24 protein-coding genes are annotated in these 22,094 nt (G+C 37.0%); 20 read left to right on the forward strand and 4 right to left on the reverse strand.

The features are described 5' to 3' along the window. Window positions 1-465: 465 nt before the first annotated feature. Both ACNHOZ_RS25120 and mug read left to right on the forward strand, forming a co-directional pair. A complete protein-coding gene (locus ACNHOZ_RS25120) occupies window positions 466-1,803 on the forward strand; it encodes a coiled-coil domain-containing protein (RefSeq protein WP_168760806.1) in 1,338 nt (445 codons plus the stop codon). A 68-nt stretch (window positions 1,804-1,871) separates the two neighbouring features. After that, window positions 1,872-2,384, forward strand: a complete 513-nt coding sequence (mug, locus tag ACNHOZ_RS25125) for a G/U mismatch-specific DNA glycosylase (RefSeq protein WP_255901031.1) — start codon at window positions 1,872-1,874, stop codon at window positions 2,382-2,384. A gap of 20 nt (window positions 2,385-2,404) precedes the next feature. Here the strand turns inward: mug and ACNHOZ_RS25130 are convergent, their stop codons facing one another. Together ACNHOZ_RS25130 and ACNHOZ_RS25135 are read right to left on the reverse strand one after the other, a co-directional pair. Further along, the gene (locus tag ACNHOZ_RS25130; RefSeq protein WP_033579066.1) at window positions 2,405-3,514 is read right to left on the reverse strand and encodes a metallophosphoesterase; all 1,110 of its coding nucleotides are present in this window, start codon (window positions 3,512-3,514) and stop codon (window positions 2,405-2,407) included. 147 nt (window positions 3,515-3,661) lie between these two features. Then, window positions 3,662-3,961 (reverse strand): iron-sulfur cluster assembly accessory protein, encoded by a 300-nt coding sequence (locus tag ACNHOZ_RS25135; protein WP_255901028.1) that lies wholly within the window; start codon window positions 3,959-3,961, stop codon window positions 3,662-3,664. A 161-nt stretch (window positions 3,962-4,122) separates the two neighbouring features. Here ACNHOZ_RS25135 and ACNHOZ_RS25140 point away from each other — a divergent pair, with 161 nt between their 5' ends. Beyond that, window positions 4,123-4,623, forward strand: a complete 501-nt coding sequence (locus tag ACNHOZ_RS25140) for a metallophosphoesterase family protein (protein ID WP_033579065.1) — start codon at window positions 4,123-4,125, stop codon at window positions 4,621-4,623. A gap of 35 nt (window positions 4,624-4,658) precedes the next feature. Here the strand turns inward: ACNHOZ_RS25140 and ACNHOZ_RS25145 are convergent, their stop codons facing one another. After that, the gene (locus ACNHOZ_RS25145; RefSeq protein WP_014459961.1) at window positions 4,659-4,883 is read right to left on the reverse strand and encodes a hypothetical protein; all 225 of its coding nucleotides are present in this window, start codon (window positions 4,881-4,883) and stop codon (window positions 4,659-4,661) included. A 149-nt stretch (window positions 4,884-5,032) separates the two neighbouring features. On the opposite strand from ACNHOZ_RS25145, the gene ACNHOZ_RS25150 reads away from it, so the two are divergent. From ACNHOZ_RS25150 to ACNHOZ_RS25200, 11 genes are all read left to right on the forward strand, one after another. Further along, the gene (locus ACNHOZ_RS25150) at window positions 5,033-7,015 is read left to right on the forward strand and encodes a methyl-accepting chemotaxis protein (RefSeq protein WP_255901025.1); all 1,983 of its coding nucleotides are present in this window, start codon (window positions 5,033-5,035) and stop codon (window positions 7,013-7,015) included. A 79-nt stretch (window positions 7,016-7,094) separates the two neighbouring features. Then, window positions 7,095-7,232: a hypothetical protein gene (locus ACNHOZ_RS25155; protein ID WP_014459963.1), complete on the forward strand. Its 138-nt coding sequence runs from the start codon at window positions 7,095-7,097 to the stop codon at window positions 7,230-7,232. Window positions 7,233-7,430: 198 nt separating this feature from the next. Then, window positions 7,431-8,867 (forward strand): FAD-binding oxidoreductase, encoded by a 1,437-nt coding sequence (locus ACNHOZ_RS25160; protein ID WP_255906635.1) that lies wholly within the window; start codon window positions 7,431-7,433, stop codon window positions 8,865-8,867. Next, on the forward strand, window positions 8,864-9,427 hold the full coding sequence (locus ACNHOZ_RS25165; protein WP_048020783.1) for an MFS transporter: 564 nt from the start codon (window positions 8,864-8,866) through the stop codon (window positions 9,425-9,427). The genes ACNHOZ_RS25160 and ACNHOZ_RS25165 overlap by 4 nt, the downstream gene beginning before the upstream one ends. Window positions 9,428-9,528: 101 nt before the next feature. Then, window positions 9,529-9,720, forward strand: a complete 192-nt coding sequence (locus ACNHOZ_RS25170) for a hypothetical protein (RefSeq protein ID WP_033579061.1) — start codon at window positions 9,529-9,531, stop codon at window positions 9,718-9,720. A 118-nt stretch (window positions 9,721-9,838) separates the two neighbouring features. Then, window positions 9,839-10,030: a hypothetical protein gene (locus tag ACNHOZ_RS25175; RefSeq protein ID WP_048020785.1), complete on the forward strand. Its 192-nt coding sequence runs from the start codon at window positions 9,839-9,841 to the stop codon at window positions 10,028-10,030. A gap of 398 nt (window positions 10,031-10,428) precedes the next feature. Then, complete coding sequence (locus ACNHOZ_RS25180; RefSeq protein WP_048020788.1) at window positions 10,429-10,773, forward strand: DUF2294 domain-containing protein; 345 nt, start codon at window positions 10,429-10,431, stop codon at window positions 10,771-10,773. Window positions 10,774-10,964: 191 nt separating this feature from the next. Further along, complete coding sequence (locus ACNHOZ_RS25185; protein ID WP_255901020.1) at window positions 10,965-11,759, forward strand: formate/nitrite transporter family protein; 795 nt, start codon at window positions 10,965-10,967, stop codon at window positions 11,757-11,759. A gap of 295 nt (window positions 11,760-12,054) precedes the next feature. Then, complete coding sequence (locus ACNHOZ_RS25190; protein WP_165636089.1) at window positions 12,055-12,246, forward strand: hypothetical protein; 192 nt, start codon at window positions 12,055-12,057, stop codon at window positions 12,244-12,246. A gap of 116 nt (window positions 12,247-12,362) precedes the next feature. Beyond that, window positions 12,363-14,324, forward strand: coding sequence for a GTP-binding protein (locus tag ACNHOZ_RS25195; protein WP_255901015.1), 1,962 nt, complete (start codon window positions 12,363-12,365; stop codon window positions 14,322-14,324). Between the two features lie 132 nt (window positions 14,325-14,456). After that, window positions 14,457-14,768 (forward strand): hypothetical protein, encoded by a 312-nt coding sequence (locus ACNHOZ_RS25200; protein WP_048020795.1) that lies wholly within the window; start codon window positions 14,457-14,459, stop codon window positions 14,766-14,768. Between the two features lie 58 nt (window positions 14,769-14,826). Here the strand turns inward: ACNHOZ_RS25200 and ACNHOZ_RS25205 are convergent, their stop codons facing one another. Next, window positions 14,827-15,348, reverse strand: coding sequence for a hypothetical protein (locus tag ACNHOZ_RS25205; protein ID WP_034266323.1), 522 nt, complete (start codon window positions 15,346-15,348; stop codon window positions 14,827-14,829). A 224-nt stretch (window positions 15,349-15,572) separates the two neighbouring features. Between ACNHOZ_RS25205 and ACNHOZ_RS25210 the strand changes: the two genes are divergently transcribed. From ACNHOZ_RS25210 to ACNHOZ_RS25235, 6 genes are all read left to right on the forward strand, one after another. Beyond that, the gene (locus tag ACNHOZ_RS25210) at window positions 15,573-16,976 is read left to right on the forward strand and encodes a glutamate decarboxylase (RefSeq protein WP_447697339.1); all 1,404 of its coding nucleotides are present in this window, start codon (window positions 15,573-15,575) and stop codon (window positions 16,974-16,976) included. Window positions 16,977-17,190: 214 nt separating this feature from the next. After that, entirely contained in the window at window positions 17,191-17,805 is a 615-nt protein-coding gene (locus ACNHOZ_RS25215) for a hypothetical protein (RefSeq protein WP_447697340.1), read from the forward strand. Window positions 17,806-18,267: 462 nt separating this feature from the next. Beyond that, complete coding sequence (locus tag ACNHOZ_RS25220; RefSeq protein WP_255901010.1) at window positions 18,268-18,762, forward strand: cupin domain-containing protein; 495 nt, start codon at window positions 18,268-18,270, stop codon at window positions 18,760-18,762. 172 nt (window positions 18,763-18,934) lie between these two features. Further along, on the forward strand, window positions 18,935-19,132 hold the full coding sequence (locus ACNHOZ_RS25225; RefSeq protein WP_255901008.1) for a hypothetical protein: 198 nt from the start codon (window positions 18,935-18,937) through the stop codon (window positions 19,130-19,132). 200 nt (window positions 19,133-19,332) lie between these two features. Next, window positions 19,333-19,680 (forward strand): hypothetical protein, encoded by a 348-nt coding sequence (locus tag ACNHOZ_RS25230; protein ID WP_255901006.1) that lies wholly within the window; start codon window positions 19,333-19,335, stop codon window positions 19,678-19,680. Window positions 19,681-21,336: 1,656 nt separating this feature from the next. Continuing rightward, complete coding sequence (locus ACNHOZ_RS25235; protein ID WP_014459981.1) at window positions 21,337-22,035, forward strand: hypothetical protein; 699 nt, start codon at window positions 21,337-21,339, stop codon at window positions 22,033-22,035. Window positions 22,036-22,094: the final 59 nt, after the last annotated feature.

The raw sequence follows: 22,094 nt of genomic DNA on the forward strand, positions 1-22,094 counted from the left end.
TAAATTCATTGTTATTCCAGAAAATCATTTTCAAATATTGTAAAAATGGTAGATAAAGGGTAAAAATAGACGAATATGTTAAAGAGTTGTTACGTTTCTTTTAGAAATATCATAAATCTAAACAGCTTAAACAATAATAATTATCTACTTTATAACGCTAAAAGCACTGCTGTTTGAAGCTTGATAGATCTTTCACTGGCATGGGGAAATAAAGGTATATTTTTGCAGGCAAGAAGTGAATGTATACACAAGCGTTAAATGTTACATTACTGAAATACAATTGTAATATTGTTATTCTTTTTTTGAACGTTTATCGTGGTATAATTTTCGTAGATTTTCATTAGCATATTTAGCTATTTATCGACAAATACAGTGAACTTTACATAAATTGTCAGACTTTTATACATATTGATACATAATTAGAAATTACTAGTTTAACAGGGCGAGAAAGCGGAGGAATTCATATTGAAAAAGAAAATGCTTTTACTTAACACAACGGTTTTATTAGGCCTAGGAGGAGTTTTATCAACCCCAGCGTATGCCTCTACCATTCAGGATATGGAATCACAAAAATCTCAAATTCAAAATCAACGCCAAGATGTGCAATCTAACATCAAAGCAGCTTCTGATGAATTAACACGCCTTCAAGCAGAACAAGATCAAATGAAAGCACAGCTTGAGCGATTAACATTAGCAGAAGAAGAAAATAATAAAAAAGCCCAAAAAACAGAAGCGGATATTAAAGAAACGTCTAAACAAGTAGATCAGCTTGAAAAAGAAATTAAGCTGCTTCAAGAAAAACTTGAAAAGCGAAATGATATTTTAAAAGATCGTGCACGTTCCATGCAAGAAAGCGGCGGTAACGTAGAGTATTTACAAGTTTTACTCGGTTCTTCAAGTTTTGGTGATTTTGTAGACCGCGCGCTAGCTGTTTCGACGATTGTAGATGCAGACCGCGGTATTTTAAAAGAAACTAAAAATATGCAAGACGAACTAAAAACAAAACAAGCAGATGTTAAATCTAAGCTTGCTAGCTTAGAAGATATGAAGGCAGAACTGGATGAAATGACTGTCCAGCTAGCAGCTCAAAAGAAACAAAAAGATGCGTTGGCAAAAGAACTAAAAGATAAAGAAGCAAAAAATGAAGAACTAAAAGCTTCTCTACAATCAAAAGACAGCTCTCTTGCAAATGAACAGTCTACGCTTGAACAAAATATTAAAGATCAAAAAGCGGCGGAAGAAGCAGCAAGAAAAGCAGCTGAACAAGCAGCTAAAGAGGCAGCTAAGAAAGCAGCCGAACAAGCTCAAAAAGCAGCGGCGGCACCAGCTGAAAAAGCTGATTCGCCTTCTCCTAAAGCAGCACCAAAAGCAAGCAGCAATGATGTTGCACCTACAAGCGCTCCGGCTCCAAAAGCTAGCAATGTTGTAACGGTAGGAAACCGCTGGATTGGAAACTCTGCTTACGTATTTGGCGGAGGACGCAGCCAGTCTGATATTAACCACGGTTTATTTGACTGCTCGTCATTTGTACACTGGGCATATTCTCAAGTTGGTGTTAACCTTGGGCCTCTTGGATCTGTAAGTACAGAAACGTTAAAGCATGCTGGAACGCAAGTGTCTTCTAGTCAAATGCAGCCTGGAGATCTTGTTTTCTTCGATACATATAAAAAAGACGGACACGTTGGTATTTATGTAGGCGGCGGCAAGTTCATCGGTGCTCAAAGCTCAACAGGTGTTGCAATTGCAAACATGAGCAGCGGCTACTGGAAACAAAAATTCAACGGACGCGTAGTTCGTATTTAATAGGGTATAGTAAAAAGAAAACATCCAATTTGGATGTTTTCTTTTTACATTGTAAGGAGCGTATGACTATGAACTCTATTTTTGATCATATACAGCCCAACTTAGATATTTTATTTGTCGGTTTTAACCCAAGCATCCGTTCCGGTGAAACGGGTCATCATTTTGCTAATCCAACCAATCGTTTCTGGACGATTCTTCATAAAGCAGGTTTAACAGATCGTAAATACCATCTCGAGGAAGATCACTCGCTGTTACAGCTAGGATACGGTTTAACAAATATTGTGGAGCGTCCTACAAAGGCAGCTGATGAGATTACAAAAGAAGAATATGCAGAAGGCAGAGAAATCCTAAAGAAAAAAATCGCTACATACACGCCTAAAATCGTTTGTTTTGTTGGAAAAGGTGTCTATCAGCAGTACAGCGGACGCAAGCAAGTGAGGTGGGGCAAACAAGAAGAATCGATGGTATCAGGAATAATGGATTTTGTTGCCCCGTCTTCAAGCGGGCTCGTTCGGATGAAAATAGATGAAGTAGTGGCTATTTACGCAGAACTTCCGAAGTTGCTGCGTACATTAAAATAGAGAAAGCCTTAGGGCTTTCTCTATTTTGTAAATGAAATATCAATTTGAATAATTTCTGACCGGCTTCCGATTCGAAGAGGAGGACCCCAAAAGCCAAATCCTGAAGAGACAATGGTATGCAGCTGATTAGTTTGTTTGTAGCCCCAATCAATTTCAAATAACCGCTTTGTGATCAAATGATTAGGGGCCATTTGTCCTCTGTGAGTATGACCGCATAAAAGTAAATCTACGCCTGCTTGTTCCGCTTCTTTTAAAGAAAGCGGCTGATGATCCATCGCAATGACTGGAAGAGAACGATCCGTTTCACTCGCTAAATCGAAAAAGCTGTCTCGATTTTTATCCGTCTTATCTTTTCTTCCAATTAAGTACAAGCTATCGCCTATGTTTAACACTTCATCCATTAAAATAGGAATGTTCATTTCTTTCATTCTTTCCACAAACTGAGGGATCTTCCCGCCGTAATACTCATGGTTTCCCAAAATTCCATATGTGCCTAAAGGCGCTTTGAGCTGCTTCATCATATAATCCATTTCTTTTTTAAAGAATACGTGGGGATCATCGTCAATAATATCTCCAGGAAGTAAAATAAGATCTGGCTGTATCTTTTGTACATGAGTGATTAGCCGCTGTAAATGTTTTTTGCCGGACAATGTGCCAAAGTGCATATCAGATGCTACGGCAATGCGAAGGTTTTTCCGATTCGTCTTTTTAGGAAGCGAAATTGTATATTTTCTTACTACAGGACTGTAAGCATTATACGTACCGTAAGCAAAAATGAATAAAAAAGCAGCAATCATGAAAAGTCCGATTGAATCGATAGCTGTAGAAAGCGAAGCGCCTAGAAAAGTGAGAATATATACGGCTAGATTACTTATAGGAAGCAAAAGAACTGAATATTGAATAAATCCTAACCAATACGATCCTACAATTTTAAACATGCTCACTTGTTGAAACGCGCGACTGATGATAAAGGAATAAGCAAAAAACACAACGATCACCGTAAGAATCCATTTGTTTTCCACTTCAAACATTGTGTGAAGCCACACCCAAGCGTTCCATCCGATGTACAGAACGAATAAATTATATAAAATAACAACTAAAATAGACCTTACTAACACACTTACTTTCATACGCTAACCTCTTTTCTTTCATCCGTAATTCCACTATAGCTCATTTTTATTGCTTCAACAAAATTTTATCTCTTCTTTCATCAATAAAATTTTTGCCTGTTGCACAAACGAAAAAACACACCTATAAAACAAGGTGTGTTTTTTGTATTAATAATGGTGATGCGCGTGGTGAAGGCTGCTAATCACAAATTCAGGCTCTGGAACGTGGAAATATTGAATCCATACGCCTTCTAAAAATTTCTCGCGTTTATCTAAAACGATATCGATATCTTTATCTGTTTTTACGATTTCATCATGTTCAGTCGGCGTATCGAATTTCCAATCATAATGCGCATGATCACCGTGGTCGATAGTTACATATACACGGATCATTTTTCCTTGACCTTCTGGGCTAGCCAAGGCATTTTTTAACACTTTTGCTGCGTTTCGATTAATTTTTACTTCCATTTTGAAAACTCCATTCTGTAACTTAGTATGTAAAGTATTTTCGCAAACTTAAACGAAAAAGAGAAATTTTTTGCCTGACGCTCCGTATAGAGTTGCTTCATTACAACATAATACGCTACGCTACACTACACCATATTGAATGAAAAAGGAGCGTATCATAAATGAAGATCGTTATTTTAGGTGACACTCATATTCCCAAAAGAGCGAAACATTTTCCAAAAAGACTCCTAGCCGAACTGAAAACAGCTGATGCGATTATTCATACCGGAGATTTTCAAACGATAGATGTCTACAATGAACTGCGCGTTTTTGCTCCTGTACATGGCGTGATTGGAAATGTGGACAGTGAAGAGCTTCAGCAAGTACTTCCAACTTCATTACTTCTTCCGTTTGATGATGTTACGATTGGCGTAGTCCACGGTCATGGCAAAGGAAAAACGACTGAAAAACGTGCACTTTTAGCATTTGAACATCAACAAGTCGATGCAGTAATTTTTGGTCATTCTCATATTCCTGTTCATAAACAAATTGGTGATATTACATTGTTTAATCCAGGTTCCGCTACTGACAAGCGGCGTCAAAAGCAATTTTCGTTTGGACTGCTGTATATACAAAAAGACACGCTGCACTTTGAACATGTTTTTTATGATTCTAAAGACTAAAACAAGAGGGGACTCTTGTTTTAGCACTTTTACGTTTACGTTGTGTGGTCTAAATGAGCGATATATTCGTGAAGCTTATTTTCTTCATAGTCGTTCAAGTCATGCATCGGAATAACCTGCTGAGTTTGAGGATCCGTTCCTCTTACTTCCGCAATTTTTACTCCTTCTTTATAGATATTAAAAATATCTTTTTCTTCTCCGCGCTGAACCTTTTCTGTTTCAAACATTGAAAAAGACTTGCTGTTTTTACTTTCTTCCATTAAAATCACCTACTTTTTTTATCGTACTCTTATCTTTTCACTCCCATTGTTAATTATGTATACACTCGATGACTAAAGGAATATGAAGTCTTGCCGATAGAAAGGAAGTGCACAATCACTTTTAACTACAGAGAGAGAGGCTACATAGCATGGAGAGAGTAAGAAAAAAAAGGTCCCTTAATAACTTTAAGACAAAGCTGGTGCTAGCATTTGCAGCGATCTTATTAGTGCCATCTGTTACGATAGGTGTATCAGCTTACATAACAGCGAAACATGAAATTGAAAACCAAATTATTAACACAGCACAGCAAAATGTACAGTCCATTAATTCGGTGATTGACGATACCATTGGACCAAAAATTCATGATGTAGAGTTTTTTGCATCAGTGGTAAACAACGAGCGCTACAATGAAAAAGATATGGCTACTTTAAGCAAAGATTTTAACTTATATGCTTCGCTTCATCCAGAAGCCGTCAGCATTTTTACAGGAAATCAGCAGGGGAAGTTTATTCAAGCGCCTAAAAAAGTGACACAAGCAGGCTATGATCCCAGAAAACGAGATTGGTACAAGCTAGCCATGCAAAACAAAGGGAAAACAGTTGTCACTGAACCTTATCCCTCAGCCTCTACAGGTCAAACCGTTATTACTGTAGCAAAAACAACGGCTGATGGCACAGGGGTTATTGCTTTAAATTTAGATATAAGCCGCATCAATAAAGCTGTCAGCAAAGTGAAAATCGGAGAAAAAGGATATCCATTTCTTTTAGATGGAGAAAGAAAATATATTGTTCACCCTACGGAAAAAGCAGGTACAAAAGCAACAGATTCTCTTTTTGACAAGCTTTATGCAAAGAGCTCCGGATTCTTTGAATATACCTTTAACGGTGATGAAAAAAAGATGGTCTTTACGACAAATAAAACAACGAACTGGAAAGTTGCAGGCACTATGTATTCATCAGAAGTGAGTGAAGCAGCACAGCCTATCTTTTACAAAACACTATTTATTATTGTAGTTTGTCTGATAATCGGGAGTCTTACCATTTTTGTGGTGTTACAATCGATTATTAAACCGCTCAAACAGCTTAAGAATCAGGCTCTAAGCGTTAGTGAAGGAGATTTGACAACAGCGATTACCGTCAATTCAAAGGATGAAATCGGTGAGTTAGGGTATGCTTTTAGTCAGATGCAAAACAACCTTCGTACATTAATTCAAAATGTTGAAATGAGTGCAGAACAAGTGGCTGCTTCTTCAGAAGAGCTAACGGCCAGTTCACAGCAAACGAGCGCTGCGACTGAACAAGTATCGGTTGCGATACAAGAAGTGGCTTCTAGTGCGGAAAAACAAACGGCTGTTATTGACCAAAATGCAGCTTCTTTAGATGAGATTGTCCAAGGAGTTTCTACCATTGCCAAGCGTACAGAAACTGTTTCTCAGCTATCAAATCACACAACGTCTGAAGCTGTAGAAGGCGGAAAAGCCGTGAGAGAAACGGTCGAACAAATGGAATCCATTTCTCAATCCGTCGAGCTATCTAATGCAACGATTCGCACTTTGTTTCAACGTTCAAAAGAAGTTGGAACTATTTTAGAAGTAATCAGTGGCATTGCTGCTCAAACAAATTTACTAGCCTTAAATGCTGCAATCGAAGCGGCACGAGCTGGAGAACATGGAAAAGGGTTTTCCGTTGTAGCAGCAGAAGTAAGAAAGCTGGCAGAACAATCACAAGTGTCCGCGTCTCAAATTTCTGAGCTTATTCAAGCTATTCAACAAGATACTCAGGAATCTGTACATACAATGGAGCAAGTTACAAACAAAGTTGAAGAAGGACGAACAATATCACAAACGGCTATTCAAAAATTCGAACAAATTCTAAGCAGCATGAATGAAACGACTCCGCAAGTAGAAGAAGTGGCTGCGACTGCTCAGCAAATTTCAGCAGCGGTTGAAGAAGTGGCTCGTACAGCAGGTGAAATGGCAATCCTTGCTAAAGGAAATGCAGCTACATCTGAAGAAGTGGCTGCATCAACTGAAGAGCAGCTGGCTTCAATGGAGGAAATTGCTGTTTCCGCACAATCTCTGTCTCAAATGGCAGAACAATTAACAGCGCTCATTAGCAAATTTAATTTGTAAACTTTCGTCAAATCGTCATAGACCTCTTTTATATTGGAAAAAGTAGAACATACACATATGAAAGAGGTGACAGTATCCGATGGAGCAAACAAAAATGACCTTTGAGCCAGCTTCAATTAACGATGATATGCATGCGAAGCTTAAACAACTAGAAGAGCAGTTTCAACAAACGTTGGGAAAAAGAGTAGCTTTAGTTGCATACGAAGCTGAAAAATAAAAAAACAAAAAAAGAAAAGACCTAGTGTCTTTTCTTTTTTTGTTTCAATAAGGTTAACATACATTAAATTACAAGCTTTTTTCATATACTTTCTCAAAATAAGTTATAATATAGTGTAAAAATACACTATATTAGTGTTATTTCACTTTTTGTATGGTATAATTTCACAGAAATAAAGAAAGGAGCTTACAGTTTGTGATGAAGAAAAACCTGTTGTTAGGATCTTTTTTATCTTTTTATCTAGTAGGTTCGTATACCTCATATCATATCTATAAACAGCAGCAAACCCGTCCTGTAACGGAGGATGTTGCACAGCTTCTTCCTACAAAAGTCAAAGAAATAAAGCATGGAACCACTGAAAAACAGCTGAAAAATTGGGTGAAAACTGCTTCACAGCATCATGAAAAAATAGCGATTTCAGGGATGCAGCACAGCCAAGGAGGGCAGACGTACTATCCTAATGCTATTTTACTTGATATGAAGCAGTACAATAAAATTATAGATTACAAGCCCCGTCAAAAAGAAATTACGGTTCAAAGCGGGACAACGTGGAATGATATTCAGCAATATATACATAAAGACGGCCTTGCTCTTCAGGTTATGCAATCACAAAATATTTTTACCGTTGGAGGTTCTATCAGCGTGAACGTACACGGCAGAGATATTCGATACGGTTCTTTAATGGATACGGTCAAATCTATGCGTCTCCTGCAGGCGGACGGATCTATTATCGAAATTAGCCGGACGAAACACCCCCAGCTGTTTTCTTTAGTAAACGGAGGCTACGGGTTATTTGGGGTCATTTTAGATGTGACGCTTCGTTTGACGGACGATGAATGGTACGAAGATGAAATTATTCGCTTAGATTATAGACAGTATACAGCGTATTTTAAAAACTACGTACAGCAGAACCCTGACGTTCGTATGCATATGGCGCGTATTTCTGTTTCTCCTAATCAATTGCTAACAGATATGTACGTCACAAACTACCGTTTATCTTATCAAAATACTTCTACTGCAAACGAACCGCTCAAGACAGAAAAAATAGTGGCACTTTCTAAATTTATGCTAGGGCTGTCTCGGTATAGCGACTGGGGCAAAGATATGCTGTGGGAAACACAAAAGGCTTATTTCTTAAAACAAAATGGACGGCTTGAAACAAGAAATAATGTTATGCGTTCTGAAAGTGATTTTATGGAATACGAAAGTGCTAGCCGGACGGAAATTTTGCAAGAATACTTTGTTCCAGTTGATGAATTTGCTTCTTACATCGATGATTTACGTCAAGTGTTATCAACTGAGGAATTAAATTTATTGAACATTACCGTTCGCTATGTAGAGAAGGATAATAAAGCCGTCATGTCTTATGCAAAAGACGATATGTTTGCTCTTGTTTTACTTATTAACCAGAAAAGAGACAATCAAGGCATCTCTGATACACAAAGAGTTGTCCGAAAAATGGTGGATGTGACGCTGCAGCATCAGGGAAGCTATTACTTGCCTTACTACGGCTACCCAAGCAAGAAGCAATTAGAAGAGGCTTACCCTCATACAACCGCCTTTTTTAATTTAAAAAGAAAATATGACCGGAACGAAACGTTCGTTAATTTATTTTATAAGGAGTATGGAAAATGACGTACAAACAACTCTTACATTCACAAAGCCTGATGATTACCGCAAGCAGTATTGTGTTTCCTTTTTACCTTTTACTGCTTCGAAATCTTGGCGATAGCTATTCACAATTTGGCTTAGCTTACGGAATTTTTGCTTTAACCGCAGCTTTGAGTCATCCGTTGATCGGTTCATGGAGTGACAGAGTAGGAGAAAAGCGCTTGCTTCTTTTATATACGTTTGGGATGGCCGTTGTTATGATTGTGATTCCTGTTTTAACAACGATCACACAGGTGTATATCATTCAAATTATAATGGGTCTGCTTGGAGCTCTTCAAAAAACAGCAGAAAAAATAGCGTTATCTAGGCAGACAGATCGTGATCACACAGGAAAACAAGTAGGACACTATCATTTATGGACCTCTATATGGGCAGCCTTGGCCGTTATTGCAACAGGGTATATCATTGATTTTCTGACAATCGGAAGCCTTTTTTACATCACTTCGTTTATGTACGTAGCGGCAGGGGTATTAATATGGCAAAAACCAAAAACAATCGAGCTTGAACGCCACCATTCGCTGTAAAAGCATATATGGACAGGTCACCTGAATTTTTTAGTTCGTACAGTAAGATACTATAAAAAATTTATGTTCTCCCGATATAAGTACTGAAAGGAGAAACGTTTATGCAAGGTATAAGTATATCAGGGCAAGATGCATGGTCTTCTATTATAGTATCGTTCGCTATTTTCATCATTATATGGGGTCTGATTCCAGGCTTAACTATAAAGTATTTATGTAAAAGTCAAACACTAGGTATAGCAAGTTTTTTTATCGGTATTGTCTATGGAGTTAAAGCGGGTCATTTTCTTATTTAAATACGGTTTAGGTTAAATAAGGAAGCTTGGACCGCTATTAGCTAAGTGGGAGTCCCTTTTGTTTCCTGTTATTTTTTTAGAGCAATTCTCCATAATAACAGTTAAAGAGGTGAATCCGATGACAGATAACAATGTTGGGTTTGGAGTTAACGGAAGCGAAGAGACTAGAAAAAAATCTACTGTTTCTAGTAAACCTCCTATATCTAATGATGTACAACAAAATCAAAAACAAGATAACTACGAAAAGCTTAGCCATCAACTAAATTCATTATCTGATGATGAATTTAGAGCAGATCGTGATGAAGATTAAGGGCTACCTATCAAAAAAGAATATTTAAATTAAATAAAGTATTATGAAAGTAAACTAAGTGGATTCCATGACTTTAACGTGATAGCATTAAGTACTGGTACAAACATACCACTTGACTATTTTGACATGCTATCTTGTCAAAGTTCTTAGTTATTTCTTTAATAACTGAGAATTCATTTGTAACCTTTAAGTAGAGATATAAAGGTAATCCTTCACTTTAATAAGTGAAGGATTTTTTTTATCATTTCGTAATGATTTTGCGATTGTTTGGATTAACGGGGATAAAACAGATACATTGTATACAATGTAAACGTCGTCATGTATAATGTAACTTATTCTTAGTTGAAAACTTGAATGAGCAGGACAGACATACTCGAGATAAGCGGAGGCATACACCGGTGTCTAAAAAAATACATGATTTTAATGATATTATCCGAAAGCTGCGCAAAAAACTTTTTGGAAAAGGTCCAGAACGAATTCATACTGTATTCGTTCAAAACATGGCTATTTCAACTTTGTACGGCAACTTAACGCCAGCTGAACAATTTATCGCGAGAACAACCGAAGGTAAAGAGACGGTACATATGGCAAGAACGAAGCTTATTCAAAACCTTTATGCTTCATCTCCTCCAGAAGGACTTGAAGACTTGTTAGGAGCTAAGCTTAACTATTTATTTTCCGATATCAAAGTGGAAGAAGATATCGCCGTTTCCGTATTTGTGTTCGAAACCAATATTCAGTAGAAGAACAACGCAAAATACATAATTTAATTAAATGAAAGAGAAGTAGGATCTGCTTGTTTTTTATTTAGTTTTATTATAAATAATGATGACTGATATACTGTAAAGAAAGTGCAGGATTATTAGGCAGCATTCAAAAACCTTGTGTAAAAGGTGTTTTTGAGTGCTGCCTTTTTTAATTAAGGAGGAGTTTTATGGCATTTCACAAGCCGGATAAAATGTTAAACATCGCTTTAGAAGCGGGGGTTTCAAAGACAAAGTTATCCCTTTCTTCTATTCTTATGCTTGGGTTTCTAGGAGGCGCATTTATTGCGCTTGGTTTTTTACTAGATGTGCGCGTCATTGGTAATTTACCAGCTGAATGGGGAAGTTTATCAAATCTTTTAGGAGGGGCCGTCTTTCCTGTAGGTCTTATGCTGGTAGTACTTGGCGGAGCAGAGCTCATTACGGGGAATATGATGTCTGTCTCCATTGCCCTGTATGCAAAAAAAATTCCGCTTCGCCACTTGCTTCATAACTGGTTTTGGGTCACGCTTGCAAACTTTTTAGGAGCCGTATTTATTGCGTATTTCTTTGGACATATTGTCGGTTTAACAGAAACGGGGCCTTTTTTAGATAAAACGGTAGCAATTGCTCAAGCTAAAATTGACGACTCATTTTTTAAAACGCTTATTTCTGCCGTGGGCTGCAACTGGCTTGTATGTTTAGCTATTTGGCTTTCATACGGCGCTGACGACGTTACGGGGAAAATTCTTGGTATTTGGTTTCCGATTATGGCATTTGTTGCGATTGGCTTTCAGCACGTTGTAGCCAATATGTTTATTATTCCCGCCGCTATTTTTGCAGGTCACTTTACATGGATTGATTTTATGACAAATATTATCCCTACCTTTATTGGAAATATGATAGGTGGAGCTGTATTTGTAGGCCTTATTTATTTTTCTTCTTATCAACAGAAACAAAAAGAACGATTAAAAAAAGCTTCTTAATCAGGATTTATCAGTTGTCATTAAAAAAGCAGTCTCTTAGTAAAGAGGCTGCTTTTTTGATAGTGAAAGGTGAAAAAATGTATTTTTAACAATTTATGTATGATAACATATAAATCGATTAGAATATGGTACCATGAGCGTTTGAATCCACACTATTATTTTCATAATAATATTATGGTTAACTAGACGTTGATTAATACATTCGCAATCGAATATCTAGTACTACTTACTGTTTTATATGATTCATATGCAAATCATATTTAATAACTTACTAACGATAACGGAGAGTGAAAAAATGAAGTTCATGCTTGCTGTTTTATTGATTATACTTGGTAGTATTTTAGTTGGTTTGACTAGTAACAGTCTAGGCGCAACAGGTAATAACATCATGCATTTAGCTGGAATTGGATGCCTTATAGCAGCTATTTTTATAGCAAAAGGCAAAAAAGATATCAAACACCGTACAAAAAAGGAATGCGATGTTTAATCACGCATTCTTTTTTGATGTGAGCAGCTCTAGGCCTTTGTCGTCCACTTTTTCTTACGATTATTATAAAATAGAGAATAACAGCTATACATACAGCAGTAAGGTGGTATCTAACAATGAAACAATTCAACAAAACAATCGGTATTGCAGCGCATGTGGATGCAGGGAAGACTACGTTTTCCGAGCAGCTTCTTTACCACACAAAAAGTATTAAACAGCGAGGAAGAGTTGACCACAAAGACTCGTTTCTTGATACTCATACGATTGAGAAAGAACGGGGCATTACGGTATTTGCTGACCAAGGAACTTTTTCATATAACGGTTCTACTTATTACTTAATTGATACGCCTGGCCACGTCGATTTTTCACCTGAAATGGAACGTTCTATTCAAGTGATGGACTATGCGATTGTTATCTTAAGTGCAGTAGAAGGAGTTGAAGGCCATACAGAAACGGTTTGGCAGCTGCTTCAAAAACATCGTGTGCCCGTATTCTTTTTCATCAATAAAATTGATCGTGTAGGAGCAGATCCTGAACGTGTTATAAACGATATTAAACATAACTTAACCGCTGATGTTTTTGACATAACATCAGATCTTATAGATGGTTCGTTAAGTGAGGAACTTATTGAATTTATAGCTGAAAAAGATGAAGAGCTTTTGGATGCATTTATGGAAGGCAAGAATGATCAAGCTTATTGGAAAGCGGCTATGCAAAAGCTTATTCAAGCCAATCAGATTTTCCCGTGTGCTTGTGGCTCAGCTTTGCAAGACATCGGTATTGAAAGTTTTTTAGAAAAGCTCGATTTGCTATCAGAAACTCACTACTCGCAGGAAGAAGCATTTTCAGGGCGTGTATATAAAATTCGGCACGATGAAAACGGCATGCGCATCACGTTTATCAAAGCTCTAAGCGGGACACTGCAAGTGCGTGATGAAGTGGCTTATGAAAAAAACGGAGAGCTATACGAAGAAAAAATCACTCAAATTCGTGCTTATAACGGAAGCACATTTAAAAACGTAAATGAAGGTTCAGCCGGCGAACTTTTTGCAGTTACAGGATTGACTTCAGCATCCGTTGGAGACGGTCTTGGAACGTTAAAAGAAAGCCGCTCCTACGAACTTTTGCCTACGTTAAAATCAAAAGTTGTTTTTGAGCCTTCTGTTCATCCAAAAGAAGGAATTAAACTTTTTCAACTATTAGATGCCGAAGATCCTTCTTTACATGTGACGTGGGAAGAAAGGACTCAAGAGCTTCATATTCATGTGATGGGAGCCATTCAGCTTGAAGTTCTCGAAAAACTGATAAAAGAACGTTTTAATATAAACGTACAGTTTGAAGAACCAGAAATTTTGTACAAAGAATCCATTGAAAATACAGTGATGGGCTACGGGCATTTTGAACCGTTGAAACACTATGCAGAAGTTCACTTGAGAATAGAAGCAGCGAAACAAAACAGCGGAATTACCTTTGAAAATGCTTGTCATGCCGATGATTTATCCGCTGGGTATCAAAATCTAGTCCGTCAGCATATATTTGAAAAGCCGCATCACGGTTTGCTAACGGGGTCGCCTATTACTGATTTAAAAGTGACGTTGTGTACCGGACGAGCTCATAACAAGCATACAAGCGGTGGAGATTTTAGAGAAGCAACGTACCGAGCATTACGACAAGGGTTAGAAAAAGCCAAAAGTATTGTGCTAGAACCGTATTATGACTTTAAAATTAAAGTGGATATTGATCAAATGGGGAGGGTATTAGCTGATGTTCAAAGCGCACACGGCCGCTTTGATTCTCCTGTAACAACCGAAAACAAAGCGATTATTACAGGGAAAGTTCCTGTTGCTACTTTTATGAACTACGGTTCGACGCTAGCATCTTTTACGCACGGAAAAGGAGCGATGTCTCTATTATTCGGAGGGTATGAACGTTGTCATAATGAAGAAGAAGTTATTGAACGAATCCGCTACAATAAAGAGGCAGATCCGGAATACAGCTCATCCTCTGTCTTTTGCGCCAAAGGACAGGGATATACGGTTCCTTGGAAAGAAGCAGAAGAAAAAATGCACTGTTTATAACAAGCACTGTAGCAATCGCTACAGTGTTTTTTTCGTCATATGCTTTCATCAGCTGCTTTCTCCATACCTTTACAATAAAAACCACATTATAGTATAGTTTACTTATATTTCTAGAAATGAGGTGATAGAAGCATGGATACTACTGTTAAAACAACTAAAAGCGGGATAATAGGTGGAATTCTCGGAGGAATTTCACTTTTATATGTCATTATTAATACTTTATTGATCCTTAACTTTTTTACAGGACTTATTGCGGCTGAAAAGCTTCAAGGTCTTCCTATTATCGCACCTATCTTTTTAGTTCCGCTCATGGTTGTTCCTGCAATTATTGGTTTTTTTATAAAAAAAGACAAGCTCTGTCTATGGGCGATTATTTTAAATATCATCTTGTTTCTTGTACCAATTGGCTACCATGTCATCGGTACGTTAGTATTCGGTCCTTAATCAAAAAACGAACAAACTTCAATATAAAGTTTGTTCGTTTTTTGATATCACATAACCACTATTGAGCCGGAGCAGTAGCTGTACTGCTGTTTTCGTCTTTTACCATCATCCTTACACCTTGTACAACCGCAATTCCTTCCCACTTATCAAGATCAGGTTCGAGAAATTCTAAAGCAAACGTGTGTGGACGTAATGACAGAAACGAAGAAAGTGTGCGGACTTGAATGACAGGAACGCCGGAACGCAAAACGTCAAATTTACGATCTGTTATATTCCCCGTAATTTCATATGTATCGCCGTCGTTTCTAATATAAAGATACTTCTTTTTAAAAAAAGTGAATTTCCGTTGAATCATTCCAACTTCATTTCCGTGGTGATCTGAAATAATCAGCTTTGGCATAAGGGCAAACATTTTAGATTTACCTGTAAACACGGTCTCTTCGTTTTTCAAAATCTCAAATTTATTAGCAATAGATAACTTATATGCGACATTTCCAACAATGTCTTGTGATTCATTATAAATAGGAGATTCACCTAATTCGAAAAACTTGTCTTGCAAAATAATTCCTTGTTTCTCCATCTAAAAACCTCCTTTGGAATATATTACCATATCTTACACCTTTTGAGTTTGATAAGACTATTTTCATGGGTATTATTAAATAAAGTTCGTCCTTACGTGCTGCGAATAATGAAAAGAATGAAAATAGGTTTCAAAGCTCATAATGTGTAAAGGAGACCTGCTTGTTACAACACCAGGTGGAACGTAAAGCAATTTGTTAGATATACATAAGGAGATGATACTTTATGCCTCAATGGCATCCGCATCGTGAACAAAAAAATTTACCTGATGAATTTCCTGTTAATCCGCTTTTTTCTCCACAAGGAGAAGTGACGATTCCAAGGCTTCGTATTAGTGATCAAGGTATGCTTCCCGAAACAGCTTATCAAATCATTCATGACGAAATTGCTTTAGACGGGAATGCCCGCTTAAATTTAGCTACCTTTGTTACTACGTGGATGGAGCCTGATGCAAAGCGTTTGTACGGCGAATCTTTTGATAAAAATATGATTGATAAAGATGAGTATCCGCAGACAGCGGCTATTGAAGAGAGATGCGTACGTATTTTAGCGGATTTGTGGAATTCTCCTAATCCAGATACAACGATGGGCGTTTCAACTACGGGTTCATCTGAAGCATGTATGCTTGGCGGACTTGCGTTAAAAAGACGCTGGCAAAAACTGCGTAAAAGTAAAGGGCTATCAACAGAACGGCCGAACATTGTATTTAGTTCATCCGTTCAAGTGGTATGGGAGAAATTCGCAAACTATTGGGACGTAGAGCCTCGTTATGTGAACATTAATGAAGATCATCCTTATTTAGATGCAGAAGGCGTCATTAATGCGGTTGATGAAAATACAATTGGTGTCGTACCGATTCTTGGAGTCACATATACAGGAGTTTACGAACCAATTGCTGCTATTGCAAAAGCATTGGATGAGTTGCAGGAAAAGACAGGATTAGATATTCCTATCCACGTAGACGCTGCTTCTGGAGGTTTTATCGCTCCGTTTCTTCAACCAGACCTTATCTGGGATTTCCGCTTGCCGCGAGTAAAGTCCATTAACGTATCGGGACACAAGTACGGTTTAGTCTATCCTGGCTTAGGATGGGTGATTTGGAGAGAAAAAGAAGACTTGCCTGAAGATCTTATTTTCCGCGTTTCTTACTTAGGAGGCAACATGCCAACTTTTGCACTTAACTTCTCTAGACCAGGAGCACAAGTCCTTTTACAGTACTACAATTTCTTACGTTTAGGTAAAGAGGGCTATTATGCCGTGCAAAAAACCTCCCAAGAAAACGCACTGTTTCTCAGCAAAGAAATTGGAGAAATGGAAGCATTCGAAATTATCGCAGATGGTTCAGATATCCCAGTGCTTGCTTGGAAGCTAAAAGAAGGATACACGCCAAACTGGACTCTTTATGACCTGTCTAGACAACTGCGAACGTATGGATGGCAAGTGCCTGCTTATCCACTCCCAGCAGACATGGAAGAAATCACAATCATGCGCATTGTTGTTAGAAATGGATTTTCAAGAGACCTTGCTCATTTATTTATGGTTAATTTCAAACAAGCCGTTGAATTTCTTAACTCATTGGATAGACCTGTTCTTAAAGACACGAAATACGACAATGGATTTCATCATTAACATCGATTACAAAAACACAAAGCCGTGTTATGAAAAGTACATGGCTTTGTGTTTTTTTATGCATAAAAAGATAATCTTTTCAAAAAAATACCATAAATCAAACAAGAAAATATTCTTATATTTTCTTAATTTTGGTATAATAACCCCTAAGGTTTTATAGTTCTTTAGAATTATATAAAACCTAAAAAAACCTAAAAAAAGGGGATAATAGTCTATGAAAATGTTGAAAGTTGCTTTTGGTATTCCGTTGTTAGCCGTATTGCTAGCAGGGTGTAGTGATGAGTCCAGTGAAACGGTATCGCAAAAAGAAGAGTCTGCAGAGAAATCAACAGCGGTTCATACGAAAGAAAACGGCAACAAAACGGCTGTAAAAGAATCATCGCCAAATACATTACAAACAAAAGCATCAACCATTAAAAAAGCCGTTAATTCTAAAGAAGCTGATCGCGACTACTTATTAAACGTAATGAATGGTTATCAGTATATCCAAGTAGGTGACAATCAGTATATTTACTACGGGATTAATCAAGAGCAAAATGTTTTTTGTATGATGGAAGTTAATTTTGACGCCAGTGGTGATTATGTAGAAAACATCAATTTTGTTGATAATGCTTCAGAAGAACAAATTGCTTTGCTTCAAAACCAAATACAAGAACAACAAAAGCAATTATCAGACCTTGAGCAGCAGCAAATGGAAAAAGAATTAGATGATTACTACGCGCAGCTAGAAGAAGACCGACAAAAAGAAGAAGAGGCGCAGGCCAAGGCTGATGCAGAAGCTGAAGCTCAGGCTGATGCAGATCGCGTAAAGCGGAAGAAGAACGTTTAGCAGAAGAAGAAAAGAAACAGCAGGAGGAAGCTCAGGCAAAAGCGGATGAGGAAGAAGCTCAGGCTGATTCGGAAGATGAGGCGCAAACAGAATCAGAATCAGAATCAGAGCAAGAAGAAGATACAGGAACCCTTGAGGAAGAGGAACCAGCCGAACAAACAGTTTCCCAAGAGCAAGCTATCCAGCTAGTTCGTAATCAGCAAGGCATATCTGAAGATTCACCTCTTCTTGTAGAATACGATCACCTTGACGATTCAGGAAACTATATTATCCATGTTTATGAAAATGTTGTGGATAATGAAGATACAGGAGAGGAACATACAGCTACACAAGGTTGGTATCAAGTAAGTCCTAGTGATGGGTCAATTACTGATGTTACGGTAGATGGTTACTAATACTGTAGTAGGTTTTTAGATGATAGATGAATACCTTTAAAATTAAATTACAAATGAGGGATAATTTATGAGTGAGTTAAAAAATATAGTAATCAAACCTTTACACGGAATTCCAAATGACCAAAATACGTATCATTTTATGCAAGAGACAATTACGATATTAGCTTCAGGAGAAGATACTAATGGTGCCTTTTCAGTTGTTCACCTTGTAGAACCTCCCAAAATGGGGCCTCCTTTGCATGTCCACGAAAATGAAGATGAAACTTTTTATATAAAAAAAGGGAGATTTATATTTTTTGTAGGTGATGAAATCCTTGAGGTAAATGAAAACGAGTACGTTTTTGCTCCTAAAGGAATTCCACATCGATTTGAGGCCGGAATTGACGGTGGAGAAATGATTGTCACAGCATCACCAGCCAAATTTGACAGCTTTGTAAAAGAATTAGGCTTACAAGTTCCAAAAGATTCTGGGCTACCAGATTTCCAAGGTCCAACTCCAGAGCAGATGCAACAATTAGTTAATGTTGCGGAAAAATATAATTATAAATTCATCTTAGAATAAGCTTATATGCAAGTGAATTTCAGTTGATTTTCCTTTATATAAAAAATAGATGCGAAGTCTAAAAACACCTGATCCAACCTATAAAGCAAACGAAACAAAGGTAGGTACGAACTTAAGTAGTTCCCTGCATTGAAGTCAATCATCCAATGAATAAGAAGGTGAGGAACTTGTTATGAAAATGAAACGCTTACTGGCACTTCCGTTTTTAACACTAGGATTTTTGGCAGGCTGTGGGGAAGGTGCGCAAACATCTCAAGAAAATCAATCAAATACTGCAAAAAAAGAAATTACGTCATCTGACCAAACAGAGAGAGAGAGAAAGTTAAAAAAGAAGAAACAACCAACAATAAAACTAATTCAACTCATGTAGCGGAGCAGTCTCCAACGTATAAACAAGAGACACCTTCATCAAAAGAAGGAAACACTCCTGCAGGTAATGCCCATGGGTCCGCAACAGAACACCCTAAAAGTAATTCAGTAGAAAAGGAACAATCAAAGAGCTATCATTATTCTTCAGAATCCTCCCTACAAGGAGAAGACAAGACTGTTCCCTCTGAAGAAGAAGCACCATTGTGGGAAGATTCAGCAGCTATCGCGAAACATGCAGAAGAGGAGCAAGAACGAACTAGAAAAGCGGAAGAAAAAAGTGAACGTGATCGTGCCGAAGGTGAAGAAAAGTCTATTGCCGAAGATGGGTTATTCATTAAAGTAACACCCGTCATGGTAGAAGAAGAAAAAGCAGCGGCTTATCTTATTCCAAAATTACCTACTGAAACACAGAAAAAAGTGGCAGAGGAAAAGAAGGAAAACCCTTCTGGATTTAGTAGAACTTTATGGAAGTGTTCACAAGTTCGGTACGCGCTAGATAATGGTATGCAGGAAGTGGATGATTCAGGTTTTTGCGGATTAACGAAATAATTAAAAATAGCACATGGTGTTCTGGTTACACCATGTGCTATTTTCCACTTAATGTTCAATCAGTTTGTATTCTTAATGAATTACCATTGTTTACTTACAAAAGAAATAAATTTGGGCTATTTGATAAAATTCATGACTACGATTAGGAAACGTACCTTAGTGAGTGAAGCCTTGAAACTAGTAACTCGAAAAGTTTGTATGACAAGCGGATGGAGGGGAAGAAGTTGTTCTTTTTCCTTTTTTTCGCTTCTACATTAAATCAACTAATATCACACTGATTCATAGCTACTTTAAACTTGGGATGCAAAATTGTAAAGTTCTAGGATAAAGCATAAGGCATTACTTAATTACATATAAAATGATACGTACTGGCGTATTCAGGAGATTGCGATTAAGTGAGCGGTCATTTTAACCATTTCTAAGATATAATCTATCCATAGCTTGTACATAATTTAATTCATTTGACCTTAAGCGCGTCATTCAGGCGATCTTTGAGAGTTCTGTTCACAACCCAAAAATTAAAATTCCGAAAGCAAAAACAGCTGATTTAAAAGAAACCTACACATTTTAAAGGAAAAGCAAAGTATTCCAAGGATCTAAGAGCAAGGGAGACCCTAACGATTTTATTTCTTTTTCTAGTTTACATAATATATATTCTAGGAACCAATTGATAAAACACAAATTTCGTCTCATTATAAAAGTATACTTATTATAGTGAGACGAAATTTAAAAATGAGATAGGGTTCGTATTTATATGATCTAACTCACTAAACTAATTAACATCAATATTTGTTCTAATTGAACAATTGCAGATATGATTTTATAGAAATACATATGAATTTCACCAGTTTATTTTTAGGATTGATCAGTTCGATTGATATTTAGATTATATTTAGAGAGTTTGAAAAATGAATGACTTATATAAATTAAATTTTACACTCATTCATTTTTTCTCATCGTATTCTCAATGAACCTTTTGCAAAACGATGAAATCTGTTTGTAATTAATATATTAAGGATTTATTTGCCACTGAACGTATATTTTTCATTTAGTACATAAGTTTGCATTAAATGGATTTTTATTCATCAACAAAAGTGAAAACCTCGTATTTTCTGTAATAAAATACAGTTATAAGTATTTTTATTCCACCTAATTCCTTGTTAAAATCACTATAAACCCCTTTCCTATCAGCTTTTTAGTGATTTTAGTTGTAGTTTCCTTTTTCATCGGGTATAATATTAAACAAATAGATGACGGTATAAATTGGATGTCATTATCCAGTTTTAAAGGAGCGATACTCATGAACATTACAATTTATTATGGAAATCATGAAGATAAAACAATTCACACAATGGATTGTCACGTAGATATCGATTTAGATGATGAAGATATGGTAGCTTTAACAGAAGCTCGTTAATGAATATATAAAAGGCTGTGGATGCTTTTCATCTGCAGCCTTTTATTTTTTTGCTCCCCCTCTTCTTTTCCACCTTTTAATGACCGCTGCGTTTTAAGATCATTAGCTACTTTTATTATAAAATTTCAAATTCTCCGTTAACTTCTCTTTACTTTTCGACACATTTTTTGTATCATTAGATAAGAACATACGTTCGATTTATTTTTTATCGTATTGATGATCACAAGGAGTGTTTTTGAATGACGGTACGAAAAAGAAAAAGAAAGAAGCTCCCTCCTACCCTATCCAATACAGGCTTTATTGGAGCAACGTTTGCTGATACAGATGAATTAGCACGCAACGAATATCACTTTCCTCGTAAACAAATGAAAATTACCCATCATGTCTTAGATGCTTTGCTTCAAGGGGCAACGCACTTATTTCAACAGCATAAAGTTGAAGCCGCTATCTCATGCGTGTATCTGCCTAAGTACAAAAAGATCGGTTTGGTTCTTTCTAAACAACCTTTTGGCCGCGATGAAGGCATTGGGTATTTTATTAATTACTTAAAGGAAATCGGACATATTGAATGGGATGAAAAAACGAAAGACTACGAAATACATAATACGAGTTTTATCGGCGTGGTATTTGCAGATCTAGAAAAAATTGCTAAGTTCACCTTCGACTTTGAGTTAGAATTACTGTCGAAGTTCGTCAAGGACTTAATTATTCCTGCTAAAGAGCTATTCTTGCAGCATAATGTAAAAGCGTATCTCTCAGGCGTTGAAAATGAAGATCAGCATAAAGTAGGGTTTGTTTTATCGATTAAGCCTTATGATGAACGTAAGGAAGCAGACTTATATTTTGTGGAATACTTAAAAGAACGTGGTTTATACGAAGAGGACGAGTCTGAAGAAGAGCTAGTACCTATTCATACAAAATGGAGCTTATTTAAATAACATATGTTATACCCGCTGTCGTAATAAGACAAGCGGGTCTTTTTTTGCTTTTTTACTAA

This window comes from Priestia sp. D51, assembly GCF_053345675.1.

Bases quoted from the DNA above. Each gene is read 5' to 3' on its own strand.
- mug (WP_255901031.1), top strand. From the start codon at position 1,872: ATGAACTCTATTTTTGATCATATACAGCCCAACTTAGATATTTTATTT.
- ACNHOZ_RS25130 (WP_033579066.1), bottom strand. From the start codon at position 3,514: ATGAAAGTAAGTGTGTTAGTAAGGTCTATTTTAGTTGTTATTTTATAT.
- ACNHOZ_RS25135 (WP_255901028.1), bottom strand. From the start codon at position 3,961: ATGGAAGTAAAAATTAATCGAAACGCAGCAAAAGTGTTAAAAAATGCC.
- ACNHOZ_RS25140 (WP_033579065.1), top strand. From the start codon at position 4,123: ATGAAGATCGTTATTTTAGGTGACACTCATATTCCCAAAAGAGCGAAA.
- ACNHOZ_RS25145 (WP_014459961.1), bottom strand. From the start codon at position 4,883: ATGGAAGAAAGTAAAAACAGCAAGTCTTTTTCAATGTTTGAAACAGAA.
- ACNHOZ_RS25150 (WP_255901025.1), top strand. From the start codon at position 5,033: ATGGAGAGAGTAAGAAAAAAAAGGTCCCTTAATAACTTTAAGACAAAG.
- ACNHOZ_RS25155 (WP_014459963.1), top strand. From the start codon at position 7,095: ATGGAGCAAACAAAAATGACCTTTGAGCCAGCTTCAATTAACGATGAT.
- ACNHOZ_RS25160 (WP_255906635.1), top strand. From the start codon at position 7,431: ATGAAGAAAAACCTGTTGTTAGGATCTTTTTTATCTTTTTATCTAGTA.
- ACNHOZ_RS25165 (WP_048020783.1), top strand. From the start codon at position 8,864: ATGACGTACAAACAACTCTTACATTCACAAAGCCTGATGATTACCGCA.
- ACNHOZ_RS25170 (WP_033579061.1), top strand. From the start codon at position 9,529: ATGCAAGGTATAAGTATATCAGGGCAAGATGCATGGTCTTCTATTATA.
- ACNHOZ_RS25175 (WP_048020785.1), top strand. From the start codon at position 9,839: ATGACAGATAACAATGTTGGGTTTGGAGTTAACGGAAGCGAAGAGACT.
- ACNHOZ_RS25185 (WP_255901020.1), top strand. From the start codon at position 10,965: ATGGCATTTCACAAGCCGGATAAAATGTTAAACATCGCTTTAGAAGCG.
- ACNHOZ_RS25190 (WP_165636089.1), top strand. From the start codon at position 12,055: ATGAAGTTCATGCTTGCTGTTTTATTGATTATACTTGGTAGTATTTTA.
- ACNHOZ_RS25195 (WP_255901015.1), top strand. From the start codon at position 12,363: ATGAAACAATTCAACAAAACAATCGGTATTGCAGCGCATGTGGATGCA.
- ACNHOZ_RS25200 (WP_048020795.1), top strand. From the start codon at position 14,457: ATGGATACTACTGTTAAAACAACTAAAAGCGGGATAATAGGTGGAATT.
- ACNHOZ_RS25205 (WP_034266323.1), bottom strand. From the start codon at position 15,348: ATGGAGAAACAAGGAATTATTTTGCAAGACAAGTTTTTCGAATTAGGT.
- ACNHOZ_RS25210 (WP_447697339.1), top strand. From the start codon at position 15,573: ATGCCTCAATGGCATCCGCATCGTGAACAAAAAAATTTACCTGATGAA.
- ACNHOZ_RS25215 (WP_447697340.1), top strand. From the start codon at position 17,191: ATGAAAATGTTGAAAGTTGCTTTTGGTATTCCGTTGTTAGCCGTATTG.
- ACNHOZ_RS25220 (WP_255901010.1), top strand. From the start codon at position 18,268: ATGAGTGAGTTAAAAAATATAGTAATCAAACCTTTACACGGAATTCCA.
- ACNHOZ_RS25225 (WP_255901008.1), top strand. From the start codon at position 18,935: ATGAAAATGAAACGCTTACTGGCACTTCCGTTTTTAACACTAGGATTT.
- ACNHOZ_RS25235 (WP_014459981.1), top strand. From the start codon at position 21,337: ATGACGGTACGAAAAAGAAAAAGAAAGAAGCTCCCTCCTACCCTATCC.